Source organism: candidate division KSB1 bacterium, from assembly GCA_022566355.1.
Classification (GTDB): domain Bacteria; phylum Zhuqueibacterota; class JdFR-76; order JdFR-76; family DREG01; genus JADFJB01.
Window position 1 is genome coordinate 1 of sequence record JADFJB010000071.1, and the last position, 23,529, is coordinate 23,529.

Below are 23,529 nucleotides of genomic sequence, written 5' to 3' on the forward strand. Positions count from 1 at the left end.
TTAACATTTTCATTGTTCATTGTTCATTGTTCATTGCTGATCGATACCGCCCTTACCAATAAATCAGTCGATTGCAATATTTTTCCTCGCAAGCGATCGGTATAATTCTTTTGGTCCTTTAAGAATCGATCTACAATTTCAGCGGCTTCGGCTGAGTTATGCCCTCCAAAAATAACATCCAACCAGCGCTTGGGGAAAAAGATGTCGCCGGTTTGTTGTATTTCCTGCAATAGTTCCAGGCTCTCTCTCAAATATTTCTGTGATTGTGAACCACGAATAGGGTGATGCAAATAACGCAATCCGGTTAAGACCCAGGGTTCATGGCTTCTATTTTTATCTTCTTTCAGACTTTCGAAGAATTCGTCACGAACAGTTTGATCCGCCGACAATGCCGGCAGTATAAATTTAAACCTGGCTTTTCTATCCGGACTTTTAATTCTTTGCAATTGGCCTCTGATCACATCTTCAGATTCAGGAATGCCGCGGACAGCTAATTCGAAACAAAGAGTAGTCATGTCATTTTCCTGGATGAAGAGTCCGGGGATCGTCAGCTCTTCCTGCCAGATTTTAAGCAATTTTGCTACAGCTTTTTCGGTAACAGCAATACTGCGAAAAGTGCGGAAATAGCTTGTGATCGCTTTCGGATTCATAGGCTTGTTGATTAAATCCCACAATAATGTTTCAATGTCTATGGCCAATTTTCTGCGTTGGCTGTCTGTATGAAACTTCCAGAATGCAGAGTTTAGATAACTGAGGATGCGTTCGATATTTTGAGTATCGTTTTCGTGTTGTAAAGCTGTTTTGGCTGTGTTGAACAATGCACCTGGCAATACACGAAAATGCAGCATTTCCTCCCACAGCGTAATCCAGGCAACCCCGCGTAAAAGAGCGTCATCGATTTTGTGAATATTGCTAAGCAAAAAGTTCCGGCTGTCCGTATCAAGTTCAAAATTGCCGTAACCTAACCCGGTGCCATTTGCCAGCACAAAATCGGGTTTGGGTAATCCCAGCGCTTCTTTAACTTCAACAACCTCTTGATTCATTTGAACTGGAAAGTACTGGCTACTATTATCACGAACTATAACCAGGTCCATCAGTTGGTTCCAGGTTTGTCCTATATTTTGGCTGTCTTCTTGTTTCACCAGCAATTTTGAAATATTGCCATTTTTATCAAAAGTTATTTCTGTGGTAAGATGGGGTCTGCCGGGTTGATTTACCCAAACTTCGCTCCAGGCCTTTAGGTCCTCTTCTGATTTTTTATCGAGAATCGCGATCAGATCCGGCCAGGTCGCATTGCCATAGTTGAACTGATGTAGATACTCCCTTAAACCTGATTGAAAGGATTTCTCGCCTACCAAGCGCTCCAGGTGTTTCATAACAATGGGCGCTTTTTGATAAATGATTGCGCCATAAAGTGTGCCGGCGTTTTTCAAATTATCCAAATCCTGGCGGATCGGATTGGCGCCTGCAGTTCGGTCGACGCCATAAGCGCCGGGGTAATGAGCCAGGAGGAAACGCAGGGGGTGATTGATCTCCGGAAAGCTGGGATTAACGATTTTTGCAGCCATGAAATTGGCAAAGACTTCCTTCATCCAGACATCGTTAAACCAGTCCATAGTAACGAGATTGCCAAACCACATATGAGCGGTTTCATGGGCAATCACACTCGCCCGACCCAGCTTTTGATTTTGAGTTGCCGAACGTTCCAAAAATAGTCTGGAAGCGCGATATAAAATCGCTCCGGGATGTTCCATACCGCCATACTGAAAAGAGGGGATCAGAACGAAATCAAATTTGTCGAAAGGGTAGGGGATGCCGGTGTACTCTTCCAGCCAATTAAGCGCGGTAAAATGTAAATCAAAAATAGTTTTGGTATTGGATTGCACTTTTTCTGCATCGGTTTCCCTGTGAAACATTCGCATAATTCGACCGTTCCGCTCCTCGCTAATCACTTCGAATTCACCTACTGCAAAAGAAAATAAATATGTGCTGATAAGTTTAGTTTCTGCAAAATCAAAGCGCATTCTACCTTGTGAAGTCTTAGTCTTTGCCAATTTTCCATTTGCGACCGCTTGCCAGGTTTCCGGAATCTCCAGTGAGAGTTTATAGATTGCTTTTAAATTCGGTTGATCAAAACATGGGAAGGCAAATGACGCACGGTTCGGAACAAAAAGTGTGTAGAGAAATTTTTCATTGCGGTTAAGTGAGCTTTCGCCGGCAATAAAATCGATGACGATACTAATATCCCCCATTTTTAAATATGTCGACGAAATGACAATATGGCCATTTATGAATTCGTAATTGATCTCGGTTTCCTTATTTCCTACACGAATCACTTTAGCGGGATTTTCATTAAAATCAATGATGAGTGGCAAAGAAAGATCGTTCAATTGAAGGCTTATAACAACCTGGCCCGTGATTTCTTGATCCAACGATTCCGGAATAGAGAAATGTAATTGGTAATGGAGATTGGAAATGGTTTTTGCACGATGTCTGGCGATTTCGAGCGATACACCTTGTACAATATCCAGACCAGGCTTTTTTGAACAACTTAACGGAACTAGCGCAAACAAAGTCAACGGAATTAGGAGGATTTGTAAGGATTTTATTGACATGATTCTGATTCCAGTTTCTTTATAAAAAGTTTTCACAAGAATATTTACTATTTTAAAATTCTGACAAATTAACAAAATGTCATTTCGACCAAGCCCTTCGGCTGCGCTCAGGATGTACTCCGCGAGGAGAAATCTTGTTTTCCAACAAGTTATATTTAGAATAGATCATAAGATTTCTCGGTGTAAACTCCTCGAAAATGACAGCGAAAAATTATATTACATTGTTTCAATATATAAAATATACCTTACCACCACTGTGGTTTGATTATGGATTTATTAGGATTTTACTTTACCAGGTAAGAAAAATCAAGGTAAAAATGGGGAAATTAAGATGCCGTTAAAAAGGGTAATATTTGAAAAAAAAGAATCAGCCGTTAACCTGAATCTGGACAAAATCGTCGTCGACACCGGAGCAGGGGCATAATTCTATCTGGTAGCGGATCTCATCACGTAAATGGTCAAGTGCATTAGCTGGACTCAGTCCACGGGCACTGGCCATTTGTTCGGAGCATAGTGCGATGAAATCGCCATCTTCGGTTTCTTCTACTGTTGCATGAAAGATCATTTTTAGGTCACTTCTCCTTTCGTATTTCATTTAATTCGTAGCAGAATGTAGCAATGGTTTTCATAGAAAATCAAGAAAAAATGAGAATCGTTAAATTATTTTTTGATCACGACAATCAACCGATTTAATAAAGGAATAATACTTTCTTTTGAATTTATGCCCATCAAACAAATTTGTATCCAATTTCGTTTGAGAAGGTACTCGCTTTTATAACTTAATAGAAAACCTGATTTTTCTAATCGTTGGCCAATGCTTTTGGCGTTTACTTTTTTCGGCAGCTCTATTGTGATAACAGCGGGAGACATGTCGGACTCTGAAGCAACGAGTTGAAAACCAAGTTTTTGCAGCCTGTGTCTAAGCCAGGACGAGAGATCGATTATTTCGTTGAAGATTTCCTCGGAAATAAAATGTTCTAAAGCTGTTTGTAATGCTAGAACGAGGTTTGAGGAAATTGTAAAAGGCACCCCATCTTTCTCAGAGTAATAACCAAGATCCAAATACTTGGGTAAATACGGCGCGGAACGAACTTTGTGATTATAAAATACCATGGATAAACCAGGGAATGATCCCAGGCCTTTGCCGCTGACGCCTGAAGATAAATAGACTTCACGCAAGTCAACAGGGACTGTTCCGATAGAGCTGATGCTATCTAGACAAAGATGAATCTTTTTTTCTCTACACAGTGTCTTAAACATATCCAAATCATTCAAAACACCGGTTGATGTTTCACAATGAACAACCCAAAGCCATTTAACATTAGACATTCCTTCCAATTTATTCAGGATCAAGTCACTTCTAAAAGAAGTACCCCAGTTTACTTGCAGGATATCAAACGACAATCCGAATCGGGTGGCATGGTCGATCAAACGATCGCCAAATTCCCCATTGCTCAAAATTAAGCCTTGCGTGTTTTTCAATGATAATTGACCGGCAATGACGTCATTTGCCAGGGTGCCCGATCCCATGAAAATTTCAACAGATCTCGAACCGACCCATTCACATAAATGACGCTTTGTACGTTTAAATTCTTTCATGAAATTTTCACAACGATGTGATATGGGAATTTCATTAAACACTTGCTTAACATTTTGATGGATCGTTACCGGACCAGGTAGAAAATTTGCCGGAGAATTTTTTATGGAAGATGTCGGATTATTGCGAATAAAGTTTTTAGCCTTCTCCAAGAAGGCTTCCGGCGTTAAATACAAAGGCTGGTATGGCGCTTCCGGCGAGCCGACAAGGGGGCCAAAGGGGATGAAACCGATGTGTTGATATAATTTCTTTTGCCTTAATGCGCCTGAAATAATTGCAAGGTCAAATCCCTGGCTGATACAATGTTCAGCCATTTTCTTTAATAGTTCAAAAAATATCTTGCCCGAACGATATTCTTTTTCCACTGCAAGCAGACGGATTTCACACGCAGAATGCGCATCCGGCAGGTATGAATTTAGGTCGTCAATCTTTTCATCTAAAGAGAATGGACGTTTGTTTCTTATTGCAATCATCCCAACAAGAATATCATTTTGAAGACAGATCAAATAAGTGTTTTCTTTATGGAATTTATCTACAAAAGCTTTTTTGGAGTTCCTTTTATTTTGAGGGATTTCTTCAACAAATGTTTTGTAATTTAGTTTATGAATCTGTTCAAACTCCCATTCTTCTTTTGCAACCTTATATGTCAGAGATTGGCTTGTAGGCATTGTTGTTTACTGATCTAAAGAGGGTATGTGTTCTTTAGAGATTATTATTTCTTATGAAGTAAGCGAACTAAATCACGTATGCTGTTCCTGTGTGCAATTAAAATGATTAGAATCAGTGCGGTAATTCCCAACTCATTGATGAGTGTTGGATCAAAAGTGAGATAGACAATAGGAGTAAGAACAATTATGATAAGACCGCTCAAAGTATATTTCCTGAAGATAAAATATACGATACCAAAAAGCACTAGTAAAACAATAAGGAGCTGGTAGTTAAAAACCAATATCGCTCCGGCAGCTGTTGCAATTCCTTTTCCTCCGGAGAATTTTAGTTGAATCGGCCAATTGTGACCTGCGACAACAGCCAGTATTACTAATATAACCGCTATTTCAGTAAGTTCAAAATAGAAAGCTGCCCATACAACAATGGCTCCTTTAGCGGCGTCGCCTAGTAAAGTAATAATAAAACCAATTTTACCATATTTTCTACCTACATTAGTAGCCCCGGTAGCATGGCTGCCGTGGTTCCTTATATCATCTGCATTTAACAGACGAACCAGGTAATAACCGGTCGAAAAACAGCCAAGGAGGTAGCTTAGAAAGATGAATATGATCTCTTTGCTCATAAAGAAATTTTGTGTTTCCAAAACGATGTTTTAATAAGATCTTATAAATGGTTCACATAATTTCTATCTGCTTAATACCCGGCCAGACATGACATCCGTAAATTCTCCATCCAAAATAGCAGCCTGGCCATTGACAAAAACATGAACCATCCCTTCAGAAAGGTGGTAGGGTTCGGTGAACGTTGCACGATCGCGAAGCTTATCGAGATCGAAAATGACCAGGTCTGCATAAGCGCCTTGCCGTATTACACCCCGGTTCCAAAGCCGGAATACCTGGGCCGGCAAGCTCGTCATACTCCGGATCGCAGCAGGCAGTTCAAGGACATTTTCCTCCAAAACATATTTATGGATCTTGCGCGGGAAAGTGCCAAAAGCGCGTGGATGGGGAACGCCCTCGCCCCATTTAGGATAAGCGCCATCTGAAGAGGTCATGGTCCAGGATTGGACCATGAAGGTTTTTACGTCATCTTCATTCATATTAAAGGAAATGATGGATGGTCCGCCTTTGCGAAACATTTTGATGGATGCCTCGACCGGATTCATTTGCCAATCGTCTGCTACTTCCGCCAGTGTTCGACCTTCGATGGCAGGATCCGGTTGAAACCGTCGGAATAAGATACGATCGGCGCCACCACGCCGAGCTAAATTCTCCATCATTTCAGTGATGATTTTGGCCATAGTTGCCGGGTTTTCGAAACGGGCGATGAGCGAATCTCGTCCGCCGGCCTGTGCCCAGCGGGGCAGGAGCGCTGCGCCAAGCCCGGTAGAAGATGCAATATAAGGGTATTGATCCGCATAGATTTCCAAGTCTTGCTTACGAGCTCGGTCAATACGGCGTACTACAGCCATGGAATAACCCCAAACCGGCGGTCCCAATACCTTAATATGAGTCACGATTCCCGGGAGGCTGGCTTCCCGGGCTATTTGAATTACTTCATCCACGGCCGCTACAACGCCGATAGTATAATTAGATTCATCTCGGATATGACTGGTATAAACGCCGCCGTACTCCGATGCAATCTTGGCCAGTTCTACTAATTCCCGGGTATCCGAATAGCTTCCCGGTGCATAAAAAGGGCCGCTGGATAGTCCGAACGCTCCGGCTTTCATCCCTTTTCGTACAAGGTCTCTCATTTGCTCTAGCTCGGTTTCAGTAGGTAGCCGATCAACCATACCCATAACCTGGCGGCGGATCGAGCCGTGCGGAACCAGTTGAGCCGCATTGATTCCGAGTCCATGTTTCAGAAGGTCCCCTTTTTGCTTTTCAATATCTACGGGTCCACCGCCATCAGGATTTATGAAAACCGTGGTAATCCCCTGGGCAAGAAGCGGCTGGGCGTGACTGCGGTCTTCGGAAGTGAGTCCTCCAGAAGTGTGGGAATGGCTATCGATGAAACCCGGCGCTACATATAATCCGGAAGCATCGATCTCACGTTCTGCCTGAGCATCGTCCAGGTTTCCCAATGCAGCTATTCGATCTCCCTTGATCCCTATGTCCGTTCGAAACCAGGGATTGCCGGATCCATCTAATACCCTGCCGTTGCGGATAATCGTTCCATACTTTTCCTGGGGTAAGGCCTGCTCAGTTAAGGTAATCAGAAAAGTGATTAGGATGTATCGAAGCAATGATGGAAATGTGAAACACTGGACAATACTTGTTGAGGATTTAACCGGGTTTCTCATCTTTTCTCTTCTATTTTTGTTTATTCGTTTGAAAGACAAATTACCCAGGTTAGAAGATATCGCAGGTCCGGATTAAAAAATCAGATAAGCAAATGTAATTAGTGTCATTAACGGTACAATAAATAATGAATTCCACTTTGGTAGATTAAGAAATGGTTTATGGCCTATTGTTCTTAATCTCCTTTAAATTCAATTGTTTCACTTGAATCGTTTTTATTAATTTCTGATACCGTTTAATATCTTTTTCTAAAATGCCGGGAGGCGGTTCAATGTCTTTGAGCACTTGTTCGGCATTTTTCTTGTTTTTCATTTTCAAATATTCATCGGCCGCAGTCAATCTCAATTGAAAAGCTTTATTCGGCTGATTCGTTGCGTTATATCCATCAGCCAGATAGTTGATAAGCCGAGGTTCTATCTGAATAACTTCTTTTTTATTTTCAATGCTGCGATTATAGCGTGATGCTATAGAACGGGCATTTTCTAGCTGGAAAATGGCAGATGCTGGAGTGCGGCTATTGCCCCATATTTTTAGATTCGTGTAGATAACACCTAGAGCCGAATGGTATTTGTAAATTTTTAATAAATCAGAATCTCTGTAAGCTGCCCCTTTTCCTTCAAATAAAAGAGACCCATATTCTTCTATCATGTTTTTCAGATCATCCAAATTGTCGTTTGCTATATACAAATCTGCACAGCGTAGAAAAGCATCCGGATCTAAGTCATCATATCTGAATACACCTGACAAAAGATAATAATCTTTAGCCAATCTCGGATTTTTATTTTGTTGATACCATTTTCCTATCGATTTACTTAACATCCGAAAGGCTTCAAAACGCCAGATTCCCCTGGGAGCTTCCTGCCATGTTTTACCCTTTTGCCACCAATTAAAATCATAAGGCTCATGTTTTGCAGTATCATGTAGCACAAATAGCTCTTCAATCCCCGCACTAATTGCTTGATCACCAAAGATTGTTTTCAGGATTTTTCCAGTATCTGAAGCCTTGAAATTTTGCGGATCATAAAACTGTTTACTAAGACTAACCGCTAAGATAGTGAGTAATTCTATTTTATCATCTTTCTTCCATCCATTAGAGAGTAGAGCGTCCAGCACAAATTCCTGCGCTTGAAGAATCCTTCCATCTTTCATACTTTGCCACAAGTGTGGAAATATCTCAGGTGATTTAGCAGAAATATATGCTTTTACCAACTCTTCTTGGGCTTTGACGTCCCCGGGTTGCCCTTCAACAGCTATTTGATAATATTGAATTGCTTTGGACTTCTTCTCATTTTCCCGCAGAAAATCAGCATAATTATGTGCATAGAAGGATTTTCTGGAATCATCTGACTCAATAGCTAATTCATATGATTTACCAGCTTCATCCATCTTGCCTAACTGATTATATATTTGAGCAAGGTTATTTAAAGCTGATCCGGTATTCGGTTGAACATCCAGCAATTTTTTATAGAGATCTACAGCTTCTAAAAGAATAGATTTTTGATCTTGTTTTACTATTAAATGTTTTGCTTGCTGCTGTTTTGTAACTGCCATATAAAACAGGAAACTGGCTTGCCATTTAATATCGTTCATTTCAATTGCCGACTGATGTCCCTGGTTGAATGTCTCAAGAGCCATGTCATAATTTTGGCCCATAAGAGCTTTTTTGCCACTACTCACTGTACTTGCGAAATTCGTTGATTCTTGAAAAGAATGTGAGGGCACAGTGTATAAAAGCATTAATCCATAAAGGATAATGGATGTTTTCTTGATGGATGTGATAAATATCATAATAATACCTTAAAGTTAAGGATCAATGACGGTTGTTCCCATGGTACCAGGATTTAAATTTTTAAAATACTTTTCCATAAAAACAGTTAGGTCAATTAAATTATTCTCTTCTAATATTTCAGGTATTTTAACATCCCATTTGTCACTATTAACCGGCAGGAAGATAAATTTATTCACAGCACACATAATCATACCCTTCCACGGCCCAACTAGCTGCATCTTAATTATTCCGGGAAAGCGTACATTTTCATTTAATGCAAAGAACTCAACAGAAAGGATGGACTCTGGGCCTGCGTTCAGAGCTTCCCATTTTATAGGCACGATTAAACTCTGTCGAGCTGAATCAGATTGAATCGTATTAATTATGGGAATTGCCTTTAAGAACCCTTCATGAATCTTGATTTGAAATGCATCGCTTGCAATAAAAGATTCAAGTTTAATTTTAATATCCCGAATCAGGGTTTTCGGTTCATGAGATTTCGGGTCGTCCCAAACATCATATAATTGAATTTTAGGCAGGTTTGAAAATTCAATCGCATTTCCGTTGTTAATTGCTGAAAATTTCATCTGAATTGCCTGTCCGGCTTTGCCTGTCAATTTTATTCTTAAAGCTGAATGAGATTGAAGTGTACCTGTTGTATCAAATCCCGGTGTCCACCGCAGAAATCCAAATGGGTTTTCGCACAAAATCGCCATATGCATTTCAATGCTGTCGGAAACCATTTTTCGGGTTTTTGGTTCCATGTTTGTCAGGTATACTTCACCCGCTAATTCAAATTCTGTTTTAATAATGGGTGGTAAATTTTGCCCGTAACAGATGCCTGCGAGTAATACTGTTTTAAAGAAAATTAAAGCCCAAATTGTTGAAAACTTTTTTCGATATCCATGGGATTTATTCATTATTTACCTCCATAAACAAAAAGGAAATAGAGTTCTCGGTTGAAACAATGTATTGTTTATTGATTATTAGATTTTGGGAATCAACTTGACCAATTTGAACGGTTAAAGAATCCCCGGCGCTAAATTCATCTGAGTTCAAATAATAAGGATGAGAAATCAATTGTGAAATAAAATCCTCACGCCTGTTCGCAGGCACATTTATATCGATTAAATAGTGCTTCAATTCTTGAATGATAAATTGTCTGTTTTGTGAATCATTGAGGATTTGAAAATCCTCTTTTGCTATACCTGTATAAATCAACCCCCGCCGTAAATCTTGAATGGAATATGTCTTACCTTTATGTTTTATCCTAAGAAAATAGGTCTTATCAGGATTCCCGCCTTCTTTAGGAAGCTGTAATAGGAAACCATCTTGCGGACTCGGCACAAGACAAACAGCATGAAACTCTTTTCTTTCGAAATCAAAGGGGACGCGTAAATAAATATTTGACCATGGATTAAACTTTCTTTTAAACGACTCAAAGCCCCTGGGATAAGAAATAGAAAACTTCAGCTCAGGTTGGTGGAATCGTAAGAAAAATGGTTTTCCTTGAATACGATCAAAAGAAGTTACCCGCATAGTGTCAAGAAATGGATTTTGATTTTCGGTAACTGCGACAGTAAAGCTGGATTCTCCAGCTTCAGCGCCTTTGTAATCCAGGTAAATTGACGAGGTGGAAAAGAATAAGAAAATAATAATGATCAATGCGAAGATAAGATATTCAGTTGCAGAAGAACGCCCTAGAAGCTTGCGGGAAAAAGATATTTCGGCTTGATCTAAACCCCATTTAACCCAGGTCTGAACTAATTTCCAGAATCCCCAAAGAGTTATTGTACTGCCCAGCATTGTACTTTCTGTAAAATAAAACCTGAGGTGCCTTTGAAACCATACGGTAATGCCTATGACAAGCAATACTAGTAAAATTAGATTTATTCGATATCTAACAGGTTTGGTAGAAAGTTGGTTAGTTGACTCTTGCATTTTTCTTAGCCGTTTTCGGCCCTCATCTGAAAGAGTTTATGATCATTAATAGAAATAAGAAGGGGTTTATATTCAAAATTAATATACAAATTCTGAATTGTCAAGTGAAATTATTTTTATAATAAAATTGAATTTTAGTTGGATATGTTAATGTGAGTTATATAAAATCAAGTACACCACTTTTTGGTTTGCTAATAGTAGGATCAGATTCCACTTAGAAAAATCAAGTCAATTATGATGTTGTCTTTATTTCCAAAATTGCAGGTTGAATGAAGATGACGAACACCGATACAATTAATATGTGGACTTATATATTGAGATGGTTTTTTCGGAAGCTCAAATATCTATTCATTTTTTTAATATTTCCGTTTAATCCTGTTTTTGCAGGAACCAAATCTCTTACCCCTCTTCGCATAACTGGAAAAATGATAAAAATTGATGGCAAACTAGATGAGCCAGTATGGCAGCAAGCTGTTCCAATAGAATCCTGGTACCGTCAAACTCCAAACGAAGGTGCCGAACCATCACAAAAAACGATCATGCGGTTGGTTTATGATAATGAGTATATTTATCTTTCGGCGCAAGTATACGAGTCAAATATTTCAGAAATCCTAGCACGTACTTTGGAAAGGGATTCCTATTCTCCGGGCCAGGATGCAATCTGCATCCTTTTGGATACTTACAATGACGATCGCACAGCTTACGGATTTATCGTGACTCCTGCAGGAGTTCGTACTGATGTAACCGTTGCTAATGATGGCGAGGGATTTGGCCGTGGTTGGAACGCCGAATGGGATGCTTTTTGGGATGCATCTGTACTACATAATGAAAACGGTTGGACGGCAGAACTTCGTATCCCATTTTCAAGTTTACGATTTGAAAGCAAGGATGGGAATGTGGAAATGGGATTGATCCTATGGCGCTACCTGGCACGCAATGTCGAATACAATGTCTATCCTGCTATTCCAAACAAATGGCAAAACAGCGCAGTGAAGCCCAGCCAGGCCCTGGATATTAAATTTGAGAAAATCTCCTCTCAAACGCCATTATACATTAAGCCATATGCCATTGGTGGTCTTAACAAATCCAACACTTTGCGAGAGGATGAATCTGCTTACGATCTGAATAAAGATTGGAAAAAAGACATTGGGCTGGATGTTAAGTATAATATTACCAGTAACCTCATCCTGGACCTCACAGTAAATACCGATTTTGCCCAGGTCGAGGTAGACGACCAACGCATCAACACAACTCGGTTTTCACTCTTCTTTCCGGAGAAGCGTGATTTTTTTCAGGAGCGTGCTGATTTGTTTACCTACAGATTTCCTGGAGGACGGCAACGGTTATTCCAGAGTCGGCGAATTGGTATTGTTGATGGGCAACAGGTTCCCATTCTGGGCGGTGTTCGATTGACTGGGAGAATAGGTGGTTGGGAAATGGGATTGATTGAAATGCAGGCCGATAAGGCAGTTGTTGATAATACAGAAATCCGCACGGAAAACTTTGGTGTTTTTCGTTTAAGGCGTGAAGTCTTTGAACGAGGTTCCTTTATCGGTGGTTTGTTAACTTCACGAACCGGACCTGATGGAAATCACAATACCGCCATAGGATTGGATGGAGATATTCGAGTAATAGGTCAGCAATACTTAAAAGTTCACTTTAGTCAAAGTTATGAGAATAATGTTGATCTTTCGAAAACCTGGTATGCTTCCGTTACCTTGCAGCGTCGTATTCGCAGGGGATTTTCTTTCGGTACATCGGCTTCTCATTATGGCTCTTAATTTAATCCCGGGCTGGGATTTTTAACCCGGAATGGCGTAGACCGGTTTGGAACCAGGCTGCAATATACCTGGTTTCCGGGGACAAAAAATAAGTTACAAAATCATACACTTACCAATAGAACCAGTTTCGTGTGGGATGCGACTTCAACCCGCGAATTAGAGACGTTCGACAGCCAGTTCAATTGGAATGGATTATTTAAATCAGGAGCTACTGCTCGTGCTTCAGTTCGCCATCGCCGTGAGTTGATTCGGGAATCTTTTAGTGTTGGTGATGTTGAGATCATTCCTGGTTTATACAATTTTCAATTGGCTGAACTTGGCTTTGGCTCGACTACTGGTAACGATTTCAGAGTAAATTTGCGAGCAACTGCCGGCGAATATTTTGGTGGAAACCAGTATCGAGCTGTTCTCTCACCCTCGTGGACGATAGATGAACATCTTGCGTTTACATTCGATTACGAATACAATCGAATAGAGGTTGATCAAAAGTTATTTAAGGCACATCTAACCAGGATGCGAATTCGGACATCTATAAATCATGCATTGACAATTAATTCTTTTATTCAATTTAACAGTGAAATCTCTGAACTGGCCGTGAATGTCCGCTTGCGATATAATCCTTCCGAGGGCAGTGACCCTTACCTGGTTTATAACGAGAACATCAACACATCATTAAATCCTGATGACGACCTTTTACCGCGTTTGCCACGCAGTCAGAATAGGGCAGTCTTGCTCAAGTTTTCACATACTTTTGTTAGATAGAGTTTGAATAGTACCCTTGAAAACTTGTCTTAATCTTATTTATTTTTGGAAGTCAATCCAAAATTCTTGTATGCCTTTTCAGCAATCGTTTCACCAATACTGATGGAAGCAGTGGCAGCAGGAGAGGGGGCGTTAAGAACGTGGATCATTCTCTCTGACTCCATGATTTGGAAATCATCAATCAGATGTCCATCTGGACTAATTGCCATGGCGCGAACACCGGATCTTGCACGAACTATATCCTTTGAAGTTATTTCAGGAATGAGTTTTTGTAAAGCTTTTACAAAGGCTCGTTTGCTAAAGGAACGGTTAAACTCGGCTAGTCCGGTTTTCCAATATTTTCCGGCCATCCGCTGAAAGCCCTTGTAAGTTAATATTTCAAAAGTATCTGATAGAGAAAAGCTGAATCGGCTGTAGCCTTCTCTTTTTAAAGCAAGGACTGCATTGGGTCCGGACTCAATACCACCATTTATCATCCTGGTAAAATGGACGCCCAAGAACGGGTATCGAATATCGGGAACCGGGTAGACCAGGTTTTTAACGAGGTATTCGCTTTCTTGAGTTAGTTTAAAATATTCCCCACGAAAGGGAATTATTTTAAGGTCGGGTTCCTGACCACAAATTTGTGCTACTTTGTCTGAATAGAGACCGGCACAATTGATCAAATACTTGCATGCAAAATCACCGGCGGTTGTCGTAAGATTTAATTGAGGGGGTTCAACTTTGACTTGAATAAGTTTTGCATTTGTTTGGATCTCTCCACCGAACTGTTCAAACAATGCTGTATATTTTTTTGCTACCTCTTGAAAATCAACGATACCGGTATCGGGAATCAACAGAGCTGCAATCCCTTCAGCATGAGGTTCAAACTCTTTCAGCTCATTTTTGTCAAGTTTCCTGATCCCATGTAATCCATTTGCAATTCCTTTTTTTTGCAGTTCCGTTAATATATTCAATTCGTCCTGGTTTGTTGCGATAACGAGTTTGCCGCATCGTTCATACGGAATGTTATGCTGTTCACAAAAATCATATAGTTTCTTACGCCCCGCAACACAATTGATTGCACGCAGAGAACCTGGTTGATAATAAAGTCCGGAATGAATGACTCCGCTGTTGTGGCCCGATTGGTGTTGTGCAATTTTATCTTCCGCTTCCAGGACAAGCACGGAATTTTTGCCGCGATCCGCCAATTTCATAGCGGTAGCCAATCCTACGATTCCGGCGCCGATAATTGCAATGTCATATTGTGTACCAGTCATAATAAATCCTTAAAGATAATTGGTGATTCATTTCTAAAATTCAAAGTTAATTCCCGGCAAAGAAGGTTGCTCCACACCTCAAATCTTACTGCTGTTGTTATTCCATTATTATCTGGCGATAAAGACTTTTGTGCGATTGCGTTGCATACTTTACTGTGTCGAATTGTACGATATTAGACAATCAGTGCAACAACCAGGACTTCTTCTGGATGATTTTTGAATCCCTCTGCGCAAAAGCAGGGGATAAGGCAATAGCCAATTTTGTAAATGTTATGATTTGGAACGATTGAGTTTGAGCTTTCCATAGCATTTCTTATCTTTAATTGAAGGTAAATTAGTCAAAAGGTGCAAATATTGTAAAGAGATTTCAAGGATTTCGAAGTGGTTTGGAAAGTTTATTTTCTGATAGAAGTTTGGGTTCTGGTAATAAAAAGTCACAATCTACTTTCAACTTCGTTTTAAATAAAAAGATAGTAAAATTGCTAATGTCGAGATTTTCGGTTATCTTTTAAAAATCGATACGTTAAGAATACCCTAATATTTGATATTTGTACAGAATGTAAATCCTATGAATATTACAGAGTTATCCAAACTTGTAGAAGACGCTAAATCTGGCAATAGAAAAGCGCTTGAGGCAGTTTGTCGAATTCTGGAAAGCGAAATAAAAATCATTCTTCGTCAAAAGATCTCGGACCTTGAACTTGTCAATGATTTGTCTCAGGAAACATATTTGCGTTTAATTAAGGGCATTCAAGATATTAAAGAACCTGTTAAAATCAGGAATTTTGTTGCCAAGATGACTTTATATACCTTGAATGATTACTTTCGCAATCATGCTAAATGGAAAAAGATCCTAATTCGAGAGGATGTTCATTTGTCTGATTCAAGGATATTCTACAAGAAAGAGGAAGTTGATGATAGCGAGCTGTTCAATAAACTTGCTGTTGAGGAAGCCATTAATAAGATTCCTGAACAGAAAGACAAGCGTTTATTCGAACTGAAATTACAAGGGAAAAACTACGAGGACATTTCCAGTGAATTGTCCATTTCAATAGGCTCAGCAAAGATGAGGTTCAAAAGAACCCTTGAATTTTTGAAAGCTAAGCTAAGCGGATGAATTTATCTCGATCAACAATTCCATTTACCCGATTTTATGAGAAATAAATGAGCGATAAAAAGCCAACTAATGACTTACTCGCTCGATATGCAATCTATCTTGCTGCTAAAGAAATGGATGTAAGTATTGAGGATAGCCGTATTTCCGTAGACGAAATCAGAAATGTAGAACACCAGATTTCAACTAATCCTGAATTATCCGAATATATAAGTTTCTTGCAACAAAACTATATAAACCTTTATCAGAATTTGGATGAGTCTCAGGTAGGCCATATCACTATCAAACCTATCAAAAAAAAATACATTACTCTAATTTCGCATCGGTTTAAATCACCGATAATGCGATATGCTTCAGCAGCTATTGTAATGCTGTTTCTTACAATTATTTCGTTGCCTTTAATAAGCAAGATGGTCACACCAGGCACTTATCCCATCGTTCAGGAAAGTCTTGACATCGTGCTTCCAGTTTTACGAGGTGAAAGTGGTTTTCCCTTGGAGTCTGGTAAAGATTTGTTTAATAAGGGACTGTATTTCGAAGCAATCAACTCATTTAGTAATGAATTTCAAAAAATTAAAAAAGATAATGAAAATGAAACAGTCATTTTTGCTTATTACTTGGGTCTAACTTATCTGAAACAAGCTCAACAATCAACGTTTAGCCTCTTCACAAGATATCATTCGGCTTATCTGGATAGTTCATTCAGATATCTCGAGCTTGCGCGTCTAACGGTTACCAACCGTGTTATACTGCAGCGAGATATTTTCTGGCGACTAGGAATTGTAGAAACCCTCCGGTATTCAATAAATAATATGAATGAGAATTACACGAACGCTGAAAGGTTTCTAGTATTTCTCGTTGAAAATGATGGTAGAAATATAGAAGGAGCCATAAAGTTACTAAAAAAGTTGAGAGAACTAAAGAATAAGTAAACGATTCTCAGGAGGAAAAACTAGGGAATTGCTGTGATGGATGATAATGGGATAATTTGTAACTTACTCATTACTATAATCAATCCAATAAGTGATGAGCTACAAAGCTAAATTTTTTAACAGGTGAAAAACTATAACTGTAAGGGAGACAATTATGAAGCACAAAATACTAATCACTGCAGTTTTTGTTATGTTTTTTTCTGTAGAATTACTATTTGCGCAAAACCCAGTTCAAGATAAACTCAAGAACACAACCTATACAATACAGGATACTACCCAGGCTGTTGCTTATTTCAACAAAGCGATAGAACTAAGCAATGCAGCCCAATATGACAGTTCCAATGCTTTATTTGAAAAAGCCAGGGTGATTTACAAGGAGATGAGTGACCAGTTTGATATAAATACAATTTGGATAAAAAATCTACAGTGCTTTAATCGTATAGGGAATAATTTTCGAAAACAAGGAAAGTATCGACTTGCCCTGAATAATTTAAAGCAAGGGTTAGAAGGATTGGAAAAATTTGAAGGGGATCATAATGTTATTGCAATGAGTTTTAATATTATTGGAGCAGTTCACCTACAAAATGGCAATTATAATTGGGCAATAGAAAATCTTCAAAAGTCATTATCGATCAGGCTTCGATTATTCGGTGAAGAGCATTCTCAGGTTGCCGGTAGCTACCATAATATAGGAGCTCTTTATCGTGATAAAGGTGATTATGATCGTGCGCTTGAATACAACGAAAAGTCCTTGTTGATAAACCTTCAATTACGGGGTGAGGAAGATCGTTGGGTTGCTAACAACTATAATAACATTGGGAGCGTTTATAGGCATAAGGGTGATTTTGATCGGGCGTTGGAATACTATACAAAAGCGCTATCGATCAGACTTCGATTATTGGATGAGGAGCATGATGAGGTTGCTAACAGCTATAATAGCATTGGAACAGCTTACCAAAGTAAAGGGAATTATGATAAAGCCTTAGAATATTTCAAAAAAAACTTATCAATTGTTCTTCGATTATACGGTAATGAACATCCCTTAGTTGCCAGTGGCTACAGTAATATCGGAACTATTTACTATAATAAAGGCGAATATGATCGAGCGCTGGAATACCACAATAAATTTTTATTAATAAATCGTCTTATACTGGGTGAAGAACACCCTGATGTTGGCACAGCCTATATTAACATAGGTGAAGATTATCGATTGAAAGGCATTTTCGATCAAGCGTTAAAATATTTCCGAAAAGCTTTGGCAGTATATCTTAAAGCTCTAGGCGCCCACCATCCAAAAGTTGCAAACGATTATTTAGGACTGGCCGAGGTTTATTTTCAGAAGGATGATTTTAGCAACGCATTAAGGTATTGCCAAAAGTCACTCATTTCACTGGCCCCCGGATTTACTGATCAGTCCATATACCGCAATCCACCTTTAGAAAACCTAAGTTCTGAAATCGGTTTACTCAACGCATTAAAATTAAAAGCAGAAATTTTAACTCGTATGTCTGGCAAGACCGGGAAAAAAGATCTGGAGACGGCTTTCTCAACCTACCAGCTAGCGGCAGATCTTATCGATAAGATACGAACGGGCTACAAGGCCGAAGGCTCTAAGTTGCTATTAGGCGAAAACGTTGTAGAAATCTATGACCAAGCCATTGGCAGCGCCATAAAACTGAACCAAATTACAGGAAAAAAGTCTTATAAAGAAAGCGCTTTCTTTTTCGCTGAAAAAGGTAAAGCCAGTGTGTTGAGCCATGCTCTGCAGGAAACTCAGGCCAAATCCTTCGCCGGTATACCGAACACCCTATTGGAAAAAGAAAAACAACTAAAAATCGACCTGGCTTTCTACGACACACAAATTGAGAAAGAGCGCCAGAAAAAAGAAGGCCAGGATGAAGCCAAAATCCAGGATTTCGAAGGTAGGTATTTTTCATTAAAGACAGAGTACGAATCGTTAATTGAAGAATTGGAGACGACCTACCCGAAATATTATGAATTGAAATACCAGACCCAATCCGTGTCGATACCTGAACTGCAAGAAGTATTGGATTCCCAAACAACTGTAGTGGAATATTTCACAGGCGAAAAATCCATCACTATTTTTACCGTTGCTAAACATCACTTTGAAGTCACAACGGTTGCAAAGGACAGCCTATTTGAAACGTTGATTAAGCAGTTACGCACTGGCATAACAAAACACGATTATGAGCTTTATGCGAAGAGTGCATACAGGTTGTACCAGTTTCTCATCCAGCCTGTAGTAGGCCATCTTACAACCAGGAGCTTGATAATCATTCCAGATCATGTTGTTGCCAATGTCCCGTTTGAGGCCTTGCTTACTGAGGATGGAGCCGATGTAAAGAGCATAGATTATACCAGCCTGCCTTATTTATTGAGAGAATACCAGGTAAGTTATGCCTATTCAGCCAATCTATTGTTGGATCTGCTGAATCGAAGCCAGCCTGATCCTCCCAGGGATTACCTGGCATTTGCCCCGGTTTTTCCGAACGGAATCAGTAGCGGTTCACGAGCAGCAGATTTGCTACAAGCAAATCATGATCTTGATTCAACCCGAACTGCTCGTACCCATCTACCTGCTTCTCGGGATGAAGTTCTGGGTATACAACAGTTGTTTCGCCAGAGCTATGGTATCATAGACCGGCTGTATGACTGGTTGTTTGGTGATAAGTCCCGAGTCTATCTTGAAAATCAGGCAAGCGAAGAGAATCTGAAAAACACTGATTTGAAGGAATATCGCTATGTTCATTTTGCCACCCATGGTTTTGCCAATGAAACGACCCCCGAGCTATCCGGGCTGCTGTTGGCACAGGACACCACCTCAACTGAGGATGATGTGCTTTTTCTAGGAGAAGTGTATAACCTGGAATTGAATGCAGACCTGGTGACCTTAAGCGCCTGCGAGAGCGGGATCGGCAAGACTATCAAAGGAGAAGGATTAATGAGTCTCAGTCGTGGCTTTTTATATGCCGGAGCGAAGAATCTGTTGGTTTCACTGTGGAAGGCAGATGACAGGGCTACTTGTGACTTAATGCTGGCATTTTATGAGGAGATGCTGAAAGGCAAACCAAAGGCGCAAGCGCTCAGGGAAGCAAAACTCCGTTTGATTGGAAATCAATCCCGCTCTGCTTGGGATTACGCCGATCCATCAAGTTGGGCTCCGTTTATCCTGGTTGGTAAATGATGAGGAAGTTAATATTGCAGATTACATAAACAACCTGCCACAAGGCCGTATTGTTCTGGTCGGAATACTTGACGAAGGCAGTAACAAAATGAACGAAGTGGCCTACCTGGCCCTGGAAAGCTTGGGCAGCGGGCAATGCCGTAATATCGGTTCTCGGGATTCTCACGCGTTTATCGGGTGTAAAAGGAGCACAGCCAGGCACGGTAATTGAAATTCATGCGCCGCAATATTCCTGCCCGGCTACTGTTGAAGTGCACATTGTGGATGTAAGGGTTCAATCAGCAGCCTTCCTTTCATTTGGAAAGTCAATAGCAATATTTACTCTTAATTACCTTCTTCTATATTAGAGTATATTGTTGAATCTCCAATGAAGAATTAGTATTGTTCAACATTCTCCGAGAAAAAATATTACCCATAAGTATAAGTATAAGTATAAGTAGAAAAATAAATAAATATTAGAAAGATTAACAATGAGCAATGAAGACTTACGAAATCACCTGGTTGATCTATTAAAAAGCAAAGATGCTCACGTGGATTTTGAGACAACCATAGCCAATTTTCCAATTGATGAAATTAACACCCGAATACCCAACATCCCTTACACGCCCTACCAGGTTGTGGAACATATGCGCCTGGCGCAATGGGACATCCTGGAGTTTTCCAGAAATCCAAACTACATTCCGCTTAAATTTCCTGAAGGTTATTGGCCAGGGAAGGAGTTCACGGCAAACGAGAATGACTGGAACAAAAGTCTAGAAGCTTTCCGTGAAGATTTACAGCAATTGATTAATCTTGTCAAGGATGAGTCGACTGATCTTTTTACGCCGATTCCCCATGGCAGTGGCCAGACAATCCTGCGAGAAATCTTACTTACGGCCGATCACAATGCCTATCATTTGGGCCAGCTGGTTTTGATGCGACGCAGCTTAGGTGTTTGGAAGAATTGATTCTTTTGGTTTTAACGTCTACAATAATTAAATTGTCAGGCGAAAACGAAGAAAATCCATATGAATAGTATTAAAGAGTCATCGCCATTTTCCTGGTCCCGGTTTAGATCCCATTTTTCTGTAGCGCCTATAGAAATCAGGGTCTATGCCGTATTTATCACGCTTGTTAGCTTGATTGCAAATGGTCTTTACTGGATCGCAGCGAACGAATTAACTGAAACCATATTCATTTATTTGACAGGATCGACTAGTATGGGCTATTTATTTAGTCTCTATTGGGTGGGTTATTTGATTTATACAAAAGACGATAAATCGCGTATCATTCTTATATTTTTGTTAGCCGTGGTCATTGTTTTCTTTATTTTTCAGCACATCAAAAGGGGCGACATTTATATTGACAATTGGTCTTCGAGAGAAAATCTCTTTCTATTGATTTGGAATCTGCTCATTCCATTGGTTTGGATTGGCGTGTTTCTCTCTCCACGTATTAAGAGGTTTTGTCATAAGGCAGAATGAATTTGGTAAGAAGCCGGAGTAGGAATATTCATTGATTTTTTAATAAGAGGAGTCATGATAAATTACAATAAATCTCTGATCATCGGGTTGTTATCAGGATTCTTAATAATTGGTGATGTTGCAGCTTTGCAATCCGGTTACCTGGCGTTGTTGGCGCAATATTCGGATGTTACAGGAATAAACGCTCCACGTTTGGGGGCGCAAACAGTTTCCCACACGACAGCATTTGCGAAAGACCAGGAAATTGTAAGGGGTCAGGTGAGGACGGTTGATTACGTAAGATCATTAATACACGGACCAATGACACGCTGGTTGCATATGTTTTATGAAATGTCAAGAGATGCAATAGGGACACGTACTGAAAATATATATATAGAAAAATATGGTGGCTTTGTGAATGTTTCCAAAAAGCAACTTCCTGAAAAAGTATTTATGGAAGTATTTGGTGCTTCCGGGCCGGCAGAGGATGCCTCACGAGTACAACAGAGATTCCAGGCTATCTCCACTGCTATTCAGATAAACCAGTTATCTGTTCAACAGGGAGGTCAGCCGCTTAATTATGACGCAATAGTAAGAGATTTATTAAAACAAGGGGGTATAAGTGATGTCGACGCATTCATTCCTGAAGGAACTCAGGGCGGACCCGAGATTCCCGGAGCTGCTGGAGGACCTGAAGCTTTTAACGCCCTCCCCGCCATTCTACAGGGCCTCCAACGAGGAGGATAATGATAAACAGGTTTCTAACTGGATTTTTAATTCGGGAAGGATATTTCAGGGTAACACTATCCTGAATTTTTTTATTGGTGAAACGGAGGATACCCAATGACAAACGAAGAGCAAGCTGTGGTTGAGCAGCCCGACGAACAGGCCGAGCCTGTATCCGAGGACGCGAACGCACAGGATCTGGAATCTCTATTAGCAGAGTATTCCAAAACTGGTGAAGCTGAAGAGAAAAAAGAAGAACCGGAAACAGTAACGTCAACAACAGACCTAAGAAAAGAATTAGCTGAAATAAGTTCTATTAAAAGGATGCTTGTTGAAGATCGTGAAAGAGAAGCCCGTAATATGGCCAAAACAGAATTAAATCAAACTGTGAAGTCTATTAAGGGCGATCTTAGTATTCCTGATGATCACATTAAGGCATTTCTTGATGTTAAATCCAGGAATGATCCACGATTGGAAAGAGCGTATCTGGCTAAAGACCAGAAGCCCGAGCAATGGAGTGCTATTGAAACTAAACTTCGTACAGAACTGCAAAATTTTGTTGAAAGTCTTGTGAGTAAAGACGCGACTGAAACCAGGGAAGCTATTGCATCTTCAGTTTTGAATGCAAAATCAACAATCCCTAATTCTAGTTCTATTGATCTCAGTAAAATGAGTGATCTGGAATTCGAAGCCTTTAAGAAAAAACAATTTAAAAGAGAGGGATTATAACATAAAGGAGAGATCTTATGACTCTATCTGCTACTAATACGGAAGTCCAACTTCCTGTTAATGCGATCTTTGAGCAGACCTTTTTGCGTCAAGCTACACCGCTTGCTCCATACTTTACAGGCACAATGCCTACGGCTTTGGACAAACAAGGTGGCTCTGCTACGGCTAAGTGGCGCAGAACCGATGCTCTATCACCCTCAACCACGCCTCTCAGCGAACAAACGGGTAACGAGGCTTTCTTCGGAGGCCGTGCAGCTGTTGCAACTGCACAAACAGATGTAACTGCTGCTGTCCAAAAATTCGGGCAGGTAATCGCTCTGACTGAGGAGGTTGAACACTTCAATCCTGCCGGTCAGGTTGATTCTATCGTTCGTTCTTTGGCTATTGCTGCCGGTCGGTCTTTGAACCAACTACAGCGTAATGTGGCTGAAGACAACCTTACTAAAGTCTTTGCTGCTGGGGCGGCATCAACGGGAGCTGTTGTAAGCAAGATTACTCTTGCCTCAATCAACAGTGTTGTTAACACGCTTGAGCGTAATAACACATTGCCGTTTATGCCAATGTCAACGGGCGACTTGAATACAGGTACGACTCCTATCCTGCCTGCATTTTGGGGATTAACACACCCTGATGTTGCCCAAGACATTAAAGATTTGGCTGGGTTTAAGTCTATTGAGACTTATTCC

20 protein-coding genes are annotated in these 23,529 nt (G+C 40.1%); 11 read left to right on the plus strand and 9 right to left on the minus strand.

The window, feature by feature from the left end; translation table 11 throughout:
• Nucleotides 1-23: 23 nt before the first annotated feature.
• The 8 genes from IIC38_12750 to IIC38_12785 form a co-directional block, all read right to left on the minus strand.
• Complete coding sequence (locus tag IIC38_12750; GenBank protein ID MCH8126813.1) at nt 24-2,615, minus strand: ERAP1-like C-terminal domain-containing protein; 2,592 nt, start codon at nt 2,613-2,615, stop codon at nt 24-26.
• Nucleotides 2,616-2,982: 367 nt separating this feature from the next.
• The gene (locus IIC38_12755) at nt 2,983-3,210 is read right to left on the minus strand and encodes a hypothetical protein (protein ID MCH8126814.1); all 228 of its coding nucleotides are present in this window, start codon (nt 3,208-3,210) and stop codon (nt 2,983-2,985) included.
• 65 nt (nt 3,211-3,275) lie between these two features.
• Nucleotides 3,276-4,880, minus strand: a complete 1,605-nt coding sequence (locus IIC38_12760) for an aminotransferase class V-fold PLP-dependent enzyme (GenBank protein MCH8126815.1) — start codon at nt 4,878-4,880, stop codon at nt 3,276-3,278.
• A 44-nt stretch (nt 4,881-4,924) separates the two neighbouring features.
• Complete coding sequence (locus IIC38_12765; protein ID MCH8126816.1) at nt 4,925-5,503, minus strand: glycerol-3-phosphate acyltransferase; 579 nt, start codon at nt 5,501-5,503, stop codon at nt 4,925-4,927.
• A gap of 63 nt (nt 5,504-5,566) precedes the next feature.
• On the minus strand, nt 5,567-7,186 hold the full coding sequence (locus IIC38_12770) for a D-aminoacylase (GenBank protein MCH8126817.1): 1,620 nt from the start codon (nt 7,184-7,186) through the stop codon (nt 5,567-5,569).
• A gap of 157 nt (nt 7,187-7,343) precedes the next feature.
• Entirely contained in the window at nt 7,344-8,972 is a 1,629-nt protein-coding gene (locus IIC38_12775; protein ID MCH8126818.1) for a tetratricopeptide repeat protein, read from the minus strand.
• Between the two features lie 15 nt (nt 8,973-8,987).
• Complete coding sequence (locus tag IIC38_12780; GenBank protein MCH8126819.1) at nt 8,988-9,872, minus strand: hypothetical protein; 885 nt, start codon at nt 9,870-9,872, stop codon at nt 8,988-8,990.
• On the minus strand, nt 9,865-10,758 hold the full coding sequence (locus IIC38_12785; GenBank protein ID MCH8126820.1) for a hypothetical protein: 894 nt from the start codon (nt 10,756-10,758) through the stop codon (nt 9,865-9,867). Before IIC38_12785 ends, IIC38_12780 begins: the two co-directional genes overlap by 8 nt.
• Nucleotides 10,759-11,318: 560 nt before the next feature.
• On the opposite strand from IIC38_12785, the gene IIC38_12790 reads away from it, so the two are divergent.
• A complete protein-coding gene (locus IIC38_12790) occupies nt 11,319-12,674 on the plus strand; it encodes a carbohydrate binding family 9 domain-containing protein (GenBank protein ID MCH8126821.1) in 1,356 nt (451 codons plus the stop codon).
• Between the two features lie 129 nt (nt 12,675-12,803).
• Nucleotides 12,804-13,436 (plus strand): hypothetical protein, encoded by a 633-nt coding sequence (locus IIC38_12795; protein ID MCH8126822.1) that lies wholly within the window; start codon nt 12,804-12,806, stop codon nt 13,434-13,436.
• A 35-nt stretch (nt 13,437-13,471) separates the two neighbouring features.
• On the opposite strand, the gene lhgO is transcribed toward IIC38_12795, so the two are convergent.
• Nucleotides 13,472-14,695, minus strand: a complete 1,224-nt coding sequence (gene lhgO / locus IIC38_12800) for an L-2-hydroxyglutarate oxidase (GenBank protein MCH8126823.1) — start codon at nt 14,693-14,695, stop codon at nt 13,472-13,474.
• Between the two features lie 568 nt (nt 14,696-15,263).
• On the opposite strand from lhgO, the gene IIC38_12805 reads away from it, so the two are divergent.
• The 9 genes from IIC38_12805 to IIC38_12845 form a co-directional block, all read left to right on the plus strand.
• Complete coding sequence (locus tag IIC38_12805) at nt 15,264-15,812, plus strand: RNA polymerase sigma factor (GenBank protein MCH8126824.1); 549 nt, start codon at nt 15,264-15,266, stop codon at nt 15,810-15,812.
• Nucleotides 15,813-15,859: 47 nt separating this feature from the next.
• Nucleotides 15,860-16,741, plus strand: a complete 882-nt coding sequence (locus tag IIC38_12810) for a hypothetical protein (protein MCH8126825.1) — start codon at nt 15,860-15,862, stop codon at nt 16,739-16,741.
• A 154-nt stretch (nt 16,742-16,895) separates the two neighbouring features.
• Nucleotides 16,896-19,946, plus strand: coding sequence for a CHAT domain-containing protein (locus tag IIC38_12815; protein ID MCH8126826.1), 3,051 nt, complete (start codon nt 16,896-16,898; stop codon nt 19,944-19,946).
• On the plus strand, nt 19,936-20,157 hold the full coding sequence (locus IIC38_12820) for a hypothetical protein (GenBank protein MCH8126827.1): 222 nt from the start codon (nt 19,936-19,938) through the stop codon (nt 20,155-20,157). The genes IIC38_12815 and IIC38_12820 overlap by 11 nt, the downstream gene beginning before the upstream one ends.
• 259 nt (nt 20,158-20,416) lie before the next feature.
• The gene (locus tag IIC38_12825; GenBank protein MCH8126828.1) at nt 20,417-20,893 is read left to right on the plus strand and encodes a DinB family protein; all 477 of its coding nucleotides are present in this window, start codon (nt 20,417-20,419) and stop codon (nt 20,891-20,893) included.
• A 60-nt stretch (nt 20,894-20,953) separates the two neighbouring features.
• Entirely contained in the window at nt 20,954-21,409 is a 456-nt protein-coding gene (locus tag IIC38_12830; protein ID MCH8126829.1) for a hypothetical protein, read from the plus strand.
• 54 nt (nt 21,410-21,463) lie between these two features.
• Nucleotides 21,464-22,135 (plus strand): hypothetical protein, encoded by a 672-nt coding sequence (locus IIC38_12835; GenBank protein ID MCH8126830.1) that lies wholly within the window; start codon nt 21,464-21,466, stop codon nt 22,133-22,135.
• A gap of 96 nt (nt 22,136-22,231) precedes the next feature.
• Nucleotides 22,232-22,843, plus strand: coding sequence for a hypothetical protein (locus IIC38_12840; protein MCH8126831.1), 612 nt, complete (start codon nt 22,232-22,234; stop codon nt 22,841-22,843).
• Nucleotides 22,844-22,860: 17 nt separating this feature from the next.
• On the plus strand, nt 22,861-23,529 hold a 669-nt coding region (locus tag IIC38_12845; GenBank protein ID MCH8126832.1), incomplete at its 3' end, for a N4-gp56 family major capsid protein.

Coding starts and splice junctions, on each gene's coding strand:
- IIC38_12750 (MCH8126813.1), bottom strand. CDS start 2,615: ATGTCAATAAAATCCTTACAAATCCTCCTAATTCCGTTGACTTTGTTT.
- IIC38_12755 (MCH8126814.1), bottom strand. CDS start 3,210: ATGAAATACGAAAGGAGAAGTGACCTAAAAATGATCTTTCATGCAACA.
- IIC38_12760 (MCH8126815.1), bottom strand. CDS start 4,880: ATGCCTACAAGCCAATCTCTGACATATAAGGTTGCAAAAGAAGAATGG.
- IIC38_12765 (MCH8126816.1), bottom strand. CDS start 5,503: ATGAGCAAAGAGATCATATTCATCTTTCTAAGCTACCTCCTTGGCTGT.
- IIC38_12770 (MCH8126817.1), bottom strand. CDS start 7,186: ATGAGAAACCCGGTTAAATCCTCAACAAGTATTGTCCAGTGTTTCACA.
- IIC38_12775 (MCH8126818.1), bottom strand. CDS start 8,972: ATGATATTTATCACATCCATCAAGAAAACATCCATTATCCTTTATGGA.
- IIC38_12780 (MCH8126819.1), bottom strand. CDS start 9,872: ATGAATAAATCCCATGGATATCGAAAAAAGTTTTCAACAATTTGGGCT.
- IIC38_12785 (MCH8126820.1), bottom strand. CDS start 10,758: ATGCTGGGCAGTACAATAACTCTTTGGGGATTCTGGAAATTAGTTCAG.
- IIC38_12790 (MCH8126821.1), top strand. CDS start 11,319: ATGATAAAAATTGATGGCAAACTAGATGAGCCAGTATGGCAGCAAGCT.
- lhgO (MCH8126823.1), bottom strand. CDS start 14,695: ATGACTGGTACACAATATGACATTGCAATTATCGGCGCCGGAATCGTA.
- IIC38_12805 (MCH8126824.1), top strand. CDS start 15,264: ATGAATATTACAGAGTTATCCAAACTTGTAGAAGACGCTAAATCTGGC.
- IIC38_12810 (MCH8126825.1), top strand. CDS start 15,860: ATGAGCGATAAAAAGCCAACTAATGACTTACTCGCTCGATATGCAATC.
- IIC38_12815 (MCH8126826.1), top strand. CDS start 16,896: ATGAAGCACAAAATACTAATCACTGCAGTTTTTGTTATGTTTTTTTCT.
- IIC38_12825 (MCH8126828.1), top strand. CDS start 20,417: ATGAGCAATGAAGACTTACGAAATCACCTGGTTGATCTATTAAAAAGC.
- IIC38_12830 (MCH8126829.1), top strand. CDS start 20,954: ATGAATAGTATTAAAGAGTCATCGCCATTTTCCTGGTCCCGGTTTAGA.
- IIC38_12835 (MCH8126830.1), top strand. CDS start 21,464: ATGATAAATTACAATAAATCTCTGATCATCGGGTTGTTATCAGGATTC.
- IIC38_12840 (MCH8126831.1), top strand. CDS start 22,232: ATGACAAACGAAGAGCAAGCTGTGGTTGAGCAGCCCGACGAACAGGCC.